This window comes from Pseudomonas sp. GL_093 (genome assembly GCF_057837605.1).
In genome coordinates this window covers 1,916,487-1,929,572 of sequence record NZ_CM174448.1, presented here as the reverse complement: position 1 = coordinate 1,929,572, position 13,086 = coordinate 1,916,487, and the positions used below count along the sequence as shown (strand labels likewise).

Sequence of the window (13,086 nt, the reverse complement as noted above, 5' to 3'; positions counted from 1 at the left end):
GGCACCTTTCTCTAAGGGATCTAGTCATGCTCCGTTCCTTGCGCTTCGCCGCCCTGTTTGGCGGCCTTATTTTGAGTGCGTCCGCACTGGCCGTCGATATCGACGCTGCCAGCTATGGCTACCCTTTGACTAACCCGTTCGAGGCGACCATCGCGACGACACCGCCGGACCTGCGCCCGGAGTTGCCGCTGGACGATGACATCAATCAGGAAACCCGCAGCGTCAGGTTACGCCCGGAGCGTGAGTTCGATTTGCCAGACAACTTCTGGCCGGTGAAGAAACTCACCTACCGCATCGCCACCCAGGATAAAGCCGCACCACTGATCTTCCTGATCGCCGGCACCGGCGCACGCTACGACAGCAGCCTTAACGAATACCTGAAGAAGCTCTACTACAAGGCCGGCTACCACGTGGTGCAACTGTCGTCGCCCACCAGCTTCGACTTCATGAGCGCCGCCTCACGCTTTGCCACGCCCGGTATCACCAAGGAAGACGCCGAAGACATGTACCGGGTGATGCAGGCCGTGCGGGCACAAAACCCGCATGTGGACGTTACCGATTACTACCTGACCGGCTACAGCCTGGGCGCCCTGGATGCGGCGTTCGTCGCGCACCTGGATGAAACCCGCCGCAGCTTCAACTTCAAGAAAGTCTTGCTGCTCAACCCGCCGGTCAACCTCTACACCTCGATCACCAACCTCGACAAGCTGGTCCAGACCGAGGTCAAGGGCATCAACAACAGCACAACGTTCTATGAACTGGTGCTGAACAAACTGACCCGCTACTTCCAGCAGAAAGGCTACATCGACCTCAACGATGCCCTGCTCTACGACTTCCAGCAGTCCAAGCAGCACCTGAGCAACGAACAGATGGCCATGCTGATCGGCACTTCGTTCCGTTTCTCGGCAGCCGACATTGCCTTCACCTCGGACCTGATCAACCGTCGCGGCCTGATCACTCCACCGAAATACCCGATCACCGAAGGCACCAGCCTCACGCCGTTCCTCAAACGCGCGCTGCAGTGCGACTTCGACTGCTACATCACCGAGCAAGTCATTCCGATGTGGCGCGCCCGTACCGACGGCGGCAGCCTGCTGCAACTGATCGACCAGGTCAGTTTGTATGCACTCAAGGATTACCTGCACGACAGCCCGAAAATCGCCGTCATGCACAACGCCGACGACGTGATTCTCGGCCCTGGTGACCTTGGTTTCCTGCGCAAGACCTTTGGCGATCGCTTGACCGTTTATCCACTGGGCGGCCATTGCGGCAACCTTAATTACCGCGTCAACAGCGACGCCATGCTGGAGTTCTTCCGTGGCTAAATACCTCCTGCTTATCGCAGCGCTACTCTGCGCAGGCGTCGCCAATGCCGACAACAGCAAAGCCAACGCACCGGTTGTGATTGACAGTGACGGCTTCAAGGAGCCGCTGAGCAAACTCAAATTCAACCCGGGGCTGGATCAGCGCGAGTTCGAACGCTCGACGCTTAGCGCGCTGGCCGTCTACGACCCGCTGGAAGAGTGGAACCGCCGCGTCTACCACTTCAACTACCGCTTCGACCAATGGGTGTTCCTGCCAGTGGTCAATGGCTATCGCTACATCACCCCGAGTTTCCTGCGCACCGGCGTCAGCAACTTCTTCAACAACCTCGGTGATGTGCCGAACCTGATGAACAGCCTGCTGCAGTTCAAGGGGCAGCGCTCGATGGAAACCACCGCACGCCTGCTACTCAACACCACCATCGGCATCGCCGGCTTGTGGGACCCGGCCACCGCCATGGGTCTGCCGCGCCAGAGCGAAGACTTCGGCCAGACACTGGGCTTCTACGGTGTACCCGGCGGCGCCTACTTCGTGTTGCCGATCCTCGGACCTTCGAACATCCGCGACACCGGCGGCCTGGCGGTCGATTTCACCGCAGAGTCGGCGATCAACTTCCTGAACGTCTCCGAAGTCAGCGAAAACCATCCGGAAATCTGGGTCCTGCGTGGTATCGACAAGCGCTACCAGAACAGCTTCCGCTATGGCCAGCTGAACTCGCCATTCGAGTACGAGAAAGTGCGCTACGTGTACACCGAGTCGCGCAAGTTGCAGATCGCCGAGTAATTCATCGGCAACAAAAAAGGCCATTCGATGCAGATCGAATGGCCTTTTTCATGTCAGTCACAAATCGAATGTGGGAGCGAGCTTGCTCGCGATGAGGCCATAACATTCAACATCTATGCTGACTGACAGGCCGATATCGCGAGCAAGCTCGCTCCCACAGGTTTAGCCTTTCACTGCTTTCCAGAGTTTGCCGGCAACCATCACACCCGCCAACACCACCGCCCCCGCCACAATCCCCGCCACCGCATTCAGCAACGTCGGCACGATAAATCCGGCACCACCCGCCCCTGCGCTGACACTCTCAATCCAGTGATGAACCACCGGCACGCCGTGGGTGAGAATTCCGCCACCCACCAGGAACATAGCCGCCGTGCCGATCACCGACAGGCTTTTCATCATGTACGGAGCCGCACGCAGAATCCCGCTGCCAATGCTTTTGGCCATCTGTCCAGGCTTCTGGGTCAGCCACAAGCCGAGGTCGTCGAGTTTGACGATGCCGGCCACCAGGCCATACACACCGATGGTCATGACGATGGCAATGCCCGAAAGCACGATGACTTGTTGGGTCAGCGAGGCATCCGCCACGGTGCCCAGGGTGATTGCGATGATTTCTGCAGAGAGAATGAAGTCGGTGCGGATGGCGCCTTTGATCTTGTCCTGCTCGAACGCCACGAGATCGACCGCCGGATCAGCCACGGCCTCGACCAGCTCTGCATGCTCGGCCTGGTCTTCCGCCTTGCTGTGCAGGAATTTATGGGCCAGTTTCTCGAAACCTTCAAAACACAGGTAAGCGCCGCCGATCATCAACAACGGTGTGACCAGCCAGGGAATGAACGCACTGATGGCCAACGCTGAGGGCACCAGGATCAGCTTGTTGAGAAACGAGCCCTTGGCCACCGCCCACACCACCGGGATTTCCCGCTCGGCACGCACACCGGAAACCTGTTGGGCATTGAGCGCCAGATCGTCGCCGAGCACGCCAGCAGTCTTCTTGGCGGCCATTTTGGTCATCAACGCCACATCGTCGAGTACCGCGGCAATGTCGTCGATCAGCAACAGCAAACTGCTTCCTGCCATGAATCAGGTTTCCTTCTTGAATGAATGCCGCGCAGCATAACGCGGCCGGGTACCGCACGGGGCATTCTTGAGCGCCGCGCGAGGCCGGTGCTACCATGCGCAACCGCCAGAACAGGCAAGGAACCCCCTGGTTTATGAGCACCATCCGCGAGCGCAACAAAGAACTGATCCTGCGTGCCGCCAGTGAAGAATTTGCCGACAAGGGCTTCGCTGCGACCAAAACCAGTGACATCGCAGCCAAGGCGGGATTGCCCAAGCCCAACGTCTACTACTACTTCAAATCCAAGGAAAACCTCTACCGCGAGGTCCTGGAAAGCATCATCGAACCGATTCTGCAGGCCTCGACACCGTTCAATGCCGACGGCGTGCCCAGTGAAGTGCTGAGCGGCTACATCCGCTCGAAAATCCGCATCTCCCGCGACCTGCCCTTCGCCTCCAAGGTGTTCGCCAGCGAAATCATGCATGGCGCGCCGCACCTGAGCGCTGATCTGGTTGAACGGCTCAACGGCCAGGCCAAGCACAACATCGACTGCATCCAGACCTGGATCGACCGCGGCCAGATCGCCCCGATCGACCCCAACCACCTGATGTTCAGCATCTGGGCCGCGACCCAGACCTATGCCGACTTCGACTGGCAGATTTCCGCGGTGACCGGAAAGGCCAAGCTCGATGAGGCCGACTATGAAGCGGCGGCGCAGACCATTATCCGGTTGGTGCTCAAGGGGTGTGAGCCGGACTGATACACCGCGGCGCCCTCTTCGCGAGCAAGCCCGCTCCCACATTGGATCTTCGGTGTTCACGAATCCCCTGTGGGAGCGGGCTTGCTCGCGAAGGGGGCAACGCGGTCCTGAGACTAAAGCCAAATGGCATCCCACAGCGAATAGTCGCCAAGCTTCTCCACCAGCCCCGCCCGCAATGGGTTGGCGACAACGTATCGAGCAAACTTCACCAAATCTTCCTCTCGCCGCACCGCATGATCATGAAAGCTCTGCTGCCAAAGACTGCCTGCCCTGCCAGTGGCGGCATTGATTGCTCGAGTACTTAACGATTTGGTCTGGCACATCAACTGGCCCAGCGACCCTTTTTGCAACTGGACAAGCCAATGAAAATGATCAGGCATGACGACAAAGGCCAAAGAGTCGGCAAACCCTTGGTCCTGTGCTTGTTTGAATTGGTGTACGACCAATCTTCCCAACGTGAAATCCCTGAAAACCGGCTCCCGCTTCAGGGTATTGGCAGTCAGGAGATAGATCCTGTTTTGCTCGGCATAGCGGCCGATTCGCAGGCGATGCGAAGCTGACAGTTCAGGCATTCCTTTGCCTTCTCTAACGATGAATTCATGAGAAGGCTAGACCTGCGAATGCTTGAGGGTGCGGCAGACTTTTAGCTGGATGTGTCCGGGAGATTGCCTTCGCGAGCAAGCCCGCTCCCACAGTGGGTTGGCGGTGTTCACACAATTTGTGTCCACCACCGAACCAGTGTGGGAGCGGGCTTGCTCGCGAAGGCGGTAGATCGGTCACTACATAATCAAGCAGTCACCCCCGCATCCGCCCGCAACCCCAACGCCTCAATCGCATTGATCGCACATTGCTCATCAACATCGGATAGATCCCCGCTGATACCCACCGCCCCCAGCACGTTCCCGTCCTGATCCCGAATCAATACACCGCCCGGTGCCGGCACAACGCTGCCCTGCCCCAGACTGTTCAAAGCGGCGATAAACGCCGGTCGTTGTTGTGCGTCCAGCGCCAGCAGGCGTGAGCCTTTGCCCAGGGCGATGGCGCCCCAGGCTTTGCCGATGGCGATCTGCGGGCGCAGCAGGCTGGCGCCGTCTTCACGCTGCAGGGTGACCAAGTGTCCACCCGCATCCAGTACTGCGATGGTCAATGGAGCCGCCGAGATTGCACGCCCTGCGGAGATAGCCTGATTGGCCAGGTTGACTGCGACTTTCAAGGTTAAAGCGCTCATGGTGCCGTCCTCATTTTGTTATAGGGAAAGCTGCTGGACTGCGTTGTGTTCAGAAGTCCGATGCAACAAATAGAACACAATGAGTTATTTTTTTGTATACAATAATTTTCGAAAAGCGCCACATGCGACGAAAAGCCACAGTAGATAGGGCTTCCGACGAATGAAACGTCCGCTTGAGAAAATGGATTGACCTGCGCCGTCCGCCGTGAATACACTCTGCGCAAAGCCACTTGTATACAATTACAAAACGTAAGAGGCACAAAACCATGAGCAAAATGAGAGCAATCGAAGCCGCCGTTCTGGTGATGCGCCGTGAAGGGGTTGATACCGCTTTTGGCATCCCCGGCGCCGCGATCAACCCGCTGTACTCCGCCTTGCAGAAGGTCGGTGGCATCGATCACGTCCTTGCTCGCCACGTTGAAGGCGCCTCGCACATGGCCGAGGGCTACACCCGCACCAAGGCCGGCAATATCGGCGTGTGCATCGGCACTTCCGGCCCGGCCGGTACCGACATGGTCACCGGGCTCTACAGCGCCTCGGCCGACTCGATCCCGATTCTTTGCATTACCGGCCAGGCACCCCGCGCCCGTATGCACAAGGAAGACTTCCAGGCTGTCGACATCACCTCGATCGTCAAGCCAGTGACCAAGTGGGCAACCACCGTCATGGAACCGGGCCAGGTGCCTTACGCGTTCCAGAAAGCCTTCTACGAAATGCGCTCCGGCCGTCCAGGCCCGGTGCTGATCGATTTGCCGTTCGACGTGCAGATGGCTGAAATCGAATTCGACATCGACGCCTACGAACCACTGCCGCTGGCCAAGCCAACCGCTAACCGCGTGCAAATCGAGAAGGCGCTGGCCATGCTCGACCAGGCCGAGCGTCCGTTGCTGGTGGCCGGTGGCGGCATCATCAATGCCGACGCCAGCGAGTTGCTGGTGGAGTTTGCCGAGCTGACCGGTATCCCGGTGGTCCCGACCCTGATGGGCTGGGGCACCATTCCGGACGATCACCCGCTGATGGTGGGCATGGTTGGCTTGCAGACTTCGCACCGCTACGGCAACGCGACCATGCTCAAATCCGACATGGTGCTGGGTATCGGTAACCGTTGGGCCAACCGTCATACCGGTTCGGTCGACGTGTACACCGAAGGCCGCAAGTTCATTCACGTCGACATTGAAGGCACTCAGATCGGCCGCGTGTTCACCCCGGACCTGGGCATCGTTTCCGACGCCGCTGCCGCGCTGACCGTGTTGATCGAAGTCGCTCGCGAATGGCAAGCCGCCGGCAAGCTGAAAAACCGCAGCGCCTGGCTGCAAGACTGCCAGCAGCGCAAATCCAGCCTGCAGCGCAAGACTCACTTCGACAACGTGCCGGTCAAGCCGCAACGCGTTTACGAAGAGATGAACCAGGTGTTCGGCAAAGACACGTGCTACGTCAGCACCATCGGTCTGTCGCAGATTGCCGGCGCGCAGTTCCTGCACGTCTACAAACCGCGTCACTGGATCAACTGCGGTCAGGCAGGTCCTCTGGGCTGGACCATTCCTGCAGCGCTGGGCGTGGTCAAGGCTGATCCGACCCGTAAAGTTGTGGCGCTGTCGGGCGACTATGACTTCCAGTTCATGATCGAAGAGTTGGCGGTGGGCGCGCAGTTCAAGCTGCCGTACATCCACGTGGTGGTGAACAACTCGTACCTGGGGCTGATTCGTCAGGCTCAGCGCGGTTTCGACATGGATTACTGCGTGCAGCTGTCCTTCGACAACCTGAACGCTCCGGAACTCAACGGTTACGGTGTCGACCACGTCGCCGTCGCCGAAGGCCTGGGCTGCAAGGCGCTGCGTGTGTTCGAACCGAGCCAGATCCAGCCTGCCCTGCGCAGGGCTCAGGATCTGATCGAAGAGTTCAAGGTGCCGGTGATCGTCGAGATTATTCTGGAGCGTGTGACCAACATTTCCATGGGCACCGAGATCAACGCCGTCAACGAATTCGAAGACCTGGCGCTGGTCGGCAACGACGCGCCAACCGCGATTTCGTTGCTCGATTAAGTTGACCTGATACCTGTAGCAGCTGCCGAGGCACGAGGCTGCGTTGCGTGTCCGCAGGACCGCCGTCGGGGGCCGCTTCGCAGCCCAACGCAGCCTCGTGCCTCGGCAGCTGCTACAGGCACCTATTTTTAACGGGAGACAACCATGCCGCGTTTCGCAGCCAACCTGTCCATGCTGTTCACCGAGCAGGATTTTCTTGCCCGTTTTGAAGCTGCCGCCAAGGCCGGCTTCAGTGGTGTCGAATACCTGTTCCCTTACGATTTCAGCTCTGCCGAGATCAAAGCCAAGCTCGATGCCAATGGCTTGACCCAAGTGTTGTTCAACCTGCCGGCCGGTGACTGGGCCAAGGGCGAACGCGGTATCGCGTGCCTGCCGGACCGGGTTGAAGAGTTCCGCGCCGGTGTCGACCTGGCGATTGCTTACGCGAAAGTGTTGGGCAACACCCAGGTCAACTGCCTGGCCGGTATTCGTCCACAAGGCATCGACGATGCCACCGTGGAAAAAACCTTCGTCGCCAACCTCAAATACGCCGCCGACAAGCTGCAAGCGGCGGGTATCAAACTGGTGATGGAAGCGATCAACACCCGCGACATCCCGGGTTTCTACCTGAACAACACCGCGCAAGCCCTGTCGATTCGCGAACAGGTCGGCAGCGCCAACCTGTTCCTGCAATACGACATCTACCACATGCAAATCATGGAGGGCGACCTGGCCCGCACCATGGCTGCGCACCTGGGCGAGATCAACCACATCCAGTTGGCCGATAACCCTGGGCGCAACGAACCGGGCACCGGTGAGATCAACTACCGCTTCCTGTTCGAACACCTGGACCGCATCGGTTATCAGGGTTGGGTTGGCTGCGAATACAAGCCGCTGACCACCACTGAAGCAGGTCTGGGCTGGCTCAAAACCCACAACGCAATCTGACGCAGTTCCCCTGTAGGAGCGAGCCGGCTCCGGGCGGCGTTCCGACGATGAGGCCAGCACATTCAACATTGATGTTGCCTGACATACCGCTATCGCGAGCAGGCTCACTCCTACAAAAAGCTACGCCCCCTATTTGCTTGAGCAACACAAAAACAAGAGGATTTTCTCATGGCTAAAATCGGATTTATCGGCACCGGCATCATGGGCCACCCAATGGCGTTGAACCTGCAGAAAGCCGGTCACAGCCTGTTCCTGTCGGCACACCACGACCCTGCACCTGCTGACCTGATTGCCGGTGGCGCCGTCGCCCTGGCGAACCCGAAAGAAGTCGCGCAAGAAGCTGAATTCATCATCGTCATGGTGCCGGATACCCCGCAGGTCGAAGACGTGCTGTTCCGCGTCGACGGTATTGCGGCCGGTGTTGGCAAAGGCAAAGTCGTGATCGACATGAGCTCGATCTCGCCAACCGCCACCAAAGCCTTCGCTGCCAAAATCAACGAAAAAGGCGCTCAGTACCTCGACGCGCCAGTGTCTGGCGGTGAAGTCGGCGCCAAGGCCGCGACCCTGAGCATCATGGTCGGCGGCGATGCCGATGCCTTCGAACGCGTTCTGCCGCTGTTCCAGGCGATGGGCAAGAACATCACGTTGGTGGGCGGCAACGGCGACGGTCAAACCGCCAAAGTGGCTAACCAGATCATCGTGGCGCTGAACATCCAGGCCGTGGCCGAAGCCCTGCTGTTTGCTTCGAAAAACGGTGCCGATCCAGCCAAGGTCCGTGAAGCGCTGATGGGCGGTTTCGCATCCTCGAAGATCCTCGAAGTGCATGGCGAACGCATGATCAAAGGCACCTTCGACCCAGGCTTCCGCATCAGCCTGCACCAGAAGGACCTGAACCTGGCCCTGGCCGGCGCACGCGAGCTGGGCATCAACCTGCCGAACACCGCCAACACCCAGCAAGTGTTCAGCACCTGCGCGGCGATCGGTGGCAGCAACTGGGACCACTCGGCGCTGATCAAGGGCCTGGAACACATGGCGAATTTCTCGATTCGCGATAACAAGTAAGCCCTGCCTGAACCTGTGGGAGCTAGCCTGCTAGCGATGAAATCAACGCGGTGTGTCTGATAGACCTCAGCGCCTGAATCGCCAGCAGGCTGGCTCCCACAAGGATCCGAGTTGCTCCAACCCCAATAACAAGAAATCCGGGAGCCCGCCATGTCGGTCAATCCGCAACAATTCCTGCGCGAGCTGTTTGCCACAGCCATCGACGCGGCCCATCCGCAGCAAGTCCTCGAAGCCCATTTGCCCAAAGATCGCAGCGGTCGGGTAATCGTCATCGGCGCCGGCAAAGCCGCCGCGGCCATGGCTCAAGTGGTGGAGCGTTGCTGGCAGGGTGAAGTATCAGGTTTAGTGGTGACACGTTACGGTCACGGCGCCCCGTGTGAAAAAATCGAAGTGGTCGAAGCCGCTCACCCGGTGCCTGATGCTGCCGGTCTGGCAGTGGCCAAACGCGTATTGGAACTGGTCAGCAATCTGACCGAAGACGACCGCGTGATCTTCCTGCTCTCGGGCGGTGGCTCTGCCCTGCTGGCGTTGCCCGCGGCCGGCATCACCCTGGCCGACAAGCAGTCGATCAACAAAGCCCTGCTCAAATCCGGCGCCACCATCGGCGAGATGAATTGCGTACGCAAGCACCTCTCGGCGATCAAGGGTGGCCGCCTCGGCAAAGCCTGCTGGCCTGCCACTGTTTATACCTATGCGATTTCGGATGTACCGGGCGACCTCGCCACGGTCATCGCCTCCGGCCCTACCGTGGCCGACCCGAGCACCTCCGCCGAAGCGCTGGCGATCCTCAAGCGCTACAACATCGAAGTCCCGACCTCGGTGCGCAACTGGCTACAGAGCCCGGAATCAGAGACGGTCAAACCCGGCGATCCGAGCCTGGCGCGCAGTCACTTCCAGCTGATCGCTCGTCCACAACAGTCGCTTGAAGCCGCTGCGGTGAAAGCGCGTCAGGCCGGTTTCAGCCCGCTGATCCTCGGCGACCTGGAGGGCGAATCCCGCGAAGTAGCCAAGGTTCACGCCGGTATCGCCCGTCAGGTCGTGTTGCACGGTCAACCATTGGCGGCGCCTTGCGTGATCCTCTCGGGCGGTGAAACCACGGTCACCGTCCGCGGTAATGGCCGTGGCGGACGCAACGCCGAATTCCTGCTGAGCCTGACCGACAGCCTCAAAGGCCTGCCCGGTGTCTACGCGCTGGCCGGCGACACCGATGGCATCGATGGCTCCGAAGACAACGCCGGCGCAATCATGACCCCGGACAGCTACGCCCGCGCCGCCGCCCTCGGCCTGAGCGCCAGCGACGAGTTGGACAACAACAATGGCTACGGCTATTTCGAGGCGCTGGACGCGCTGATCGTCACTGAGCCGACCCGCACCAACGTCAACGACTTCCGTGCCATCCTGATTCTCGAGAGCCCTAAAAATGACGCCTGACAAGAAGGTTAAAATCCTCGCCACCCTCGGTCCTGCCACTAACGGGATCGACGACATCCGTGAGCTGGTGCAGGCCGGGGTCAACATCTTTCGCCTGAACTTCAGCCATGGCGATCACGCCGACCACGCTCAGCGCTATCAGTGGATTCGTGAAGTCGAGCGCCAGCTGAATTATCCGCTGGGCATTCTGATGGACCTGCAAGGCCCGAAACTGCGGGTCGGCAAGTTCGCCGAGGGCAAGGTGCAACTGCATCGCGGTCAGGCGCTGCGTCTGGATCTTGACCCGACGCCGGGCGATGAACGCCGGGTCAACCTGCCTCACCCGGAAATTATCGCCGCACTCGAGCCGGGCATGGACCTGCTGCTGGACGACGGCAAGCTGCGCCTTCGCGTGGTGACAAAGTACTCCGACGCCATCGACACCACCGTGCTCAATGGCGGCGAACTCTCGGACCGCAAAGGCGTGAACGTGCCGCAAGCGGTGCTGGAACTGAGCCCGCTGACCGCCAAGGACCGTCGCGATTTGAGCTTCGGTCTGGAGCTGGGTGTGGACTGGGTCGCGCTGTCGTTTGTGCAGCGCCCGGAAGACATTCGCGAGGCGCGCGATCTGATCGGCGACAAAGCATTTTTGATGGCCAAGATCGAGAAACCATCGGCGGTGACTCAACTGCGCGAGATCGCCGAATTGAGCGACGCGATCATGGTCGCTCGCGGTGACTTGGGCGTGGAAGTACCGGCCGAAAGCGTGCCGCAGATTCAGAAAAACATCATCACCATCTGCCGTCAGCTCGGCAAACCGGTGGTGGTGGCGACGCAGATGCTGGAGTCGATGCGCTTCTCCCCTGCCCCGACCCGTGCCGAGGTGACCGACGTTGCCAACGCCGTGGCCGAAGGTGCGGATGCGGTGATGCTGTCGGCGGAAACCGCGTCCGGCGAGTACCCGCTGGAAGCTGTGCAGATGATGAGCAAGATCATTCGTCAGGTGGAAAATGGTCCGGACTATCAGGCGCAACTGGATGTGAGCCGGCCTAAGGCTGAGGCGACTGTTTCCGATGCGATCAGCTGCGCGATTCGTCGCATCAGCAATGTGCTGCCGGTGGCGGTGCTGGTGAATTACAGCGAGTCCGGCACCTCGAGTTTGCGTGCGGCGCGGGAACGGCCAACGGTGCCGATCCTCAACCTGACGCCGAACCTGCAAACCGCTCGCCGGTTGACGGTGGCGTGGGGCGTGCACTCGGTGGTCAACGATCGGCTGCGGCAGGTGGATGAGGTGTGCTCGACGGCGCTGGAGATTGCCCAGGCGCAGGGCATGGCCAAGCGTGGCGACACGTTATTGATCACGGCGGGTGTGCCGTTTGGGCAGCCGGGGTCGACTAACTCTTTGCGCATAGAGACGCTGATTTAGCGCCCATACCGGCCCCATCGCGAGCAGGCTCGCTCCCACAGTGGATGTGTGGTGTTCACACATCCATCAGCTGAACAAAGATTCAGTGTGGGAGTGAGCCTGCTCGCGATGCAGGCAACTCGGTCCCTTTGACACACAGATAAAAAATGCCTGCCAACCACTTCAACACCCACTGCCCCGACTGGGCCACTGCCCTGCTCAACGGCTTCAGCCAGATCTTTCTCCAGCGCCATCCGCTGTGCGGTCTGCTGTGCCTGTTGGCCATTCTTTTCACCGCGCCCGCCCTGCTCGGCGGTGCACTGCTGGGCGGTGTCGCCGGGTTGCTCACCGCGCAACGACGCGGCTATGCCAAGGCCGATCGACAGGCCGGGCTCTTCAGTTACAACGGTGTTTTGCTCGGTTTGCTGCTGAGCCTCTACTTCCCGTGGTCAGCGATGTTGCCGCCGCTGATCATCGCCGCGGGCGGCCTGAGCGCGATGTTCACTCAACAGTGGCTCAAACGCGTCCGGGTCAGCCAATACCTGCCTGCCTATACGGCGCCCTTCGTGGGGCTGGGCTGGTTGCTGCTGTGCTTCGCCACGCCCTCGACAAATGCGCACTTGATCGAAATCAATACGCTGAACATGCTCGCCGCACCACTGAAAGGCCTCGGCCAGGTGATGTTCCTCGGTCATCCGCTGGCCGGTGCGATGATTGCCGTGGGTTTGCTGATCGCTGATCGCCGCGCATTCTGCTGGGCGTTGTTGGCGTCTGTCGCGGGCATGGGCTGGAGCATGCTGCATCACGACTTCTATACCGCATTGATCGGCCTCGGTGGCTATAACGCCGTACTCGCTGCCCTCGCCTTCAGCTCGCAGCGCCAGAAGCCTTGGCTGCCCCTGGTCGGTATTGCATCAGCACTGTTGCTGACGCCGGTGTTTGCCGCCATCGGTCTGCCAACGCTGACCGCGCCGTTCATCCTCGCCTGCTGGCTGATCCGTGCCGGTAATCGAGTGCTACGCCAGACCGCTGTCGACAGTGCGCCTTGTGCTATTGAGCGCCAAACCAAGGGTGGCGCCTGAAATGGCT

Annotated in this window: 12 protein-coding genes; 9 read left to right on the top strand and 3 right to left on the bottom strand. The window is 60.0% G+C overall.

What is annotated here, in order from left to right; all coding sequences use genetic code 11:
• The first annotated feature begins 26 nt into the window (after positions 1 to 26).
• Positions 27 to 1,325: a serine/threonine protein kinase gene (locus AC3IUE_RS08735; protein WP_056745040.1), complete on the top strand. Its 1,299-nt coding sequence runs from the start codon at positions 27 to 29 to the stop codon at positions 1,323 to 1,325.
• Positions 1,318 to 2,106 carry an MlaA family lipoprotein gene (locus AC3IUE_RS08730; protein WP_056745038.1) on the top strand — a complete coding sequence of 263 codons (789 nt, stop codon included), beginning with the start codon at positions 1,318 to 1,320 and terminating at the stop codon, positions 2,104 to 2,106. Before AC3IUE_RS08735 ends, AC3IUE_RS08730 begins: the two co-directional genes overlap by 8 nt.
• A gap of 162 nt (positions 2,107 to 2,268) precedes the next feature.
• Here the strand turns inward: AC3IUE_RS08730 and AC3IUE_RS08725 are convergent, their stop codons facing one another.
• Entirely contained in the window at positions 2,269 to 3,183 is a 915-nt protein-coding gene (locus AC3IUE_RS08725; RefSeq protein WP_056742048.1) for a DUF808 domain-containing protein, read from the bottom strand.
• Between the two features lie 134 nt (positions 3,184 to 3,317).
• On the opposite strand from AC3IUE_RS08725, the gene AC3IUE_RS08720 reads away from it, so the two are divergent.
• Positions 3,318 to 3,923, top strand: coding sequence for a TetR/AcrR family transcriptional regulator (locus AC3IUE_RS08720; protein WP_046046335.1), 606 nt, complete (start codon positions 3,318 to 3,320; stop codon positions 3,921 to 3,923).
• 113 nt (positions 3,924 to 4,036) lie between these two features.
• On the opposite strand, the gene AC3IUE_RS08715 is transcribed toward AC3IUE_RS08720, so the two are convergent.
• Positions 4,037 to 4,495, bottom strand: a complete 459-nt coding sequence (locus AC3IUE_RS08715) for an REP-associated tyrosine transposase (protein WP_489266780.1) — start codon at positions 4,493 to 4,495, stop codon at positions 4,037 to 4,039.
• A 215-nt stretch (positions 4,496 to 4,710) separates the two neighbouring features.
• Positions 4,711 to 5,151, bottom strand: a complete 441-nt coding sequence (locus tag AC3IUE_RS08710; RefSeq protein ID WP_008145573.1) for a GlcG/HbpS family heme-binding protein — start codon at positions 5,149 to 5,151, stop codon at positions 4,711 to 4,713.
• A 266-nt stretch (positions 5,152 to 5,417) separates the two neighbouring features.
• Here AC3IUE_RS08710 and gcl point away from each other — a divergent pair, with 266 nt between their 5' ends.
• The 6 genes from gcl to AC3IUE_RS08680 all read left to right on the top strand — a co-directional run bounded on the left by gcl (position 5,418) and on the right by AC3IUE_RS08680 (position 13,079).
• Positions 5,418 to 7,193, top strand: a complete 1,776-nt coding sequence (gene gcl / locus AC3IUE_RS08705) for a glyoxylate carboligase (RefSeq protein ID WP_489266777.1) — start codon at positions 5,418 to 5,420, stop codon at positions 7,191 to 7,193.
• Positions 7,194 to 7,337: 144 nt separating this feature from the next.
• A complete protein-coding gene (gene hyi, locus AC3IUE_RS08700; protein ID WP_046046339.1) occupies positions 7,338 to 8,120 on the top strand; it encodes a hydroxypyruvate isomerase in 783 nt (260 codons plus the stop codon).
• 168 nt (positions 8,121 to 8,288) lie between these two features.
• Positions 8,289 to 9,182 (top strand): 2-hydroxy-3-oxopropionate reductase, encoded by an 894-nt coding sequence (locus tag AC3IUE_RS08695; protein WP_489266775.1) that lies wholly within the window; start codon positions 8,289 to 8,291, stop codon positions 9,180 to 9,182.
• Between the two features lie 150 nt (positions 9,183 to 9,332).
• Entirely contained in the window at positions 9,333 to 10,613 is a 1,281-nt protein-coding gene (locus AC3IUE_RS08690) for a glycerate kinase type-2 family protein (RefSeq protein ID WP_461997458.1), read from the top strand.
• Positions 10,603 to 12,018: a pyruvate kinase gene (pyk, locus tag AC3IUE_RS08685; protein ID WP_095127745.1), complete on the top strand. Its 1,416-nt coding sequence runs from the start codon at positions 10,603 to 10,605 to the stop codon at positions 12,016 to 12,018. Before AC3IUE_RS08690 ends, pyk begins: the two co-directional genes overlap by 11 nt.
• Before the next feature lie 146 nt (positions 12,019 to 12,164).
• Complete coding sequence (locus tag AC3IUE_RS08680) at positions 12,165 to 13,079, top strand: urea transporter (RefSeq protein WP_489266772.1); 915 nt, start codon at positions 12,165 to 12,167, stop codon at positions 13,077 to 13,079.
• Positions 13,080 to 13,086 lie beyond the last annotated feature (7 nt).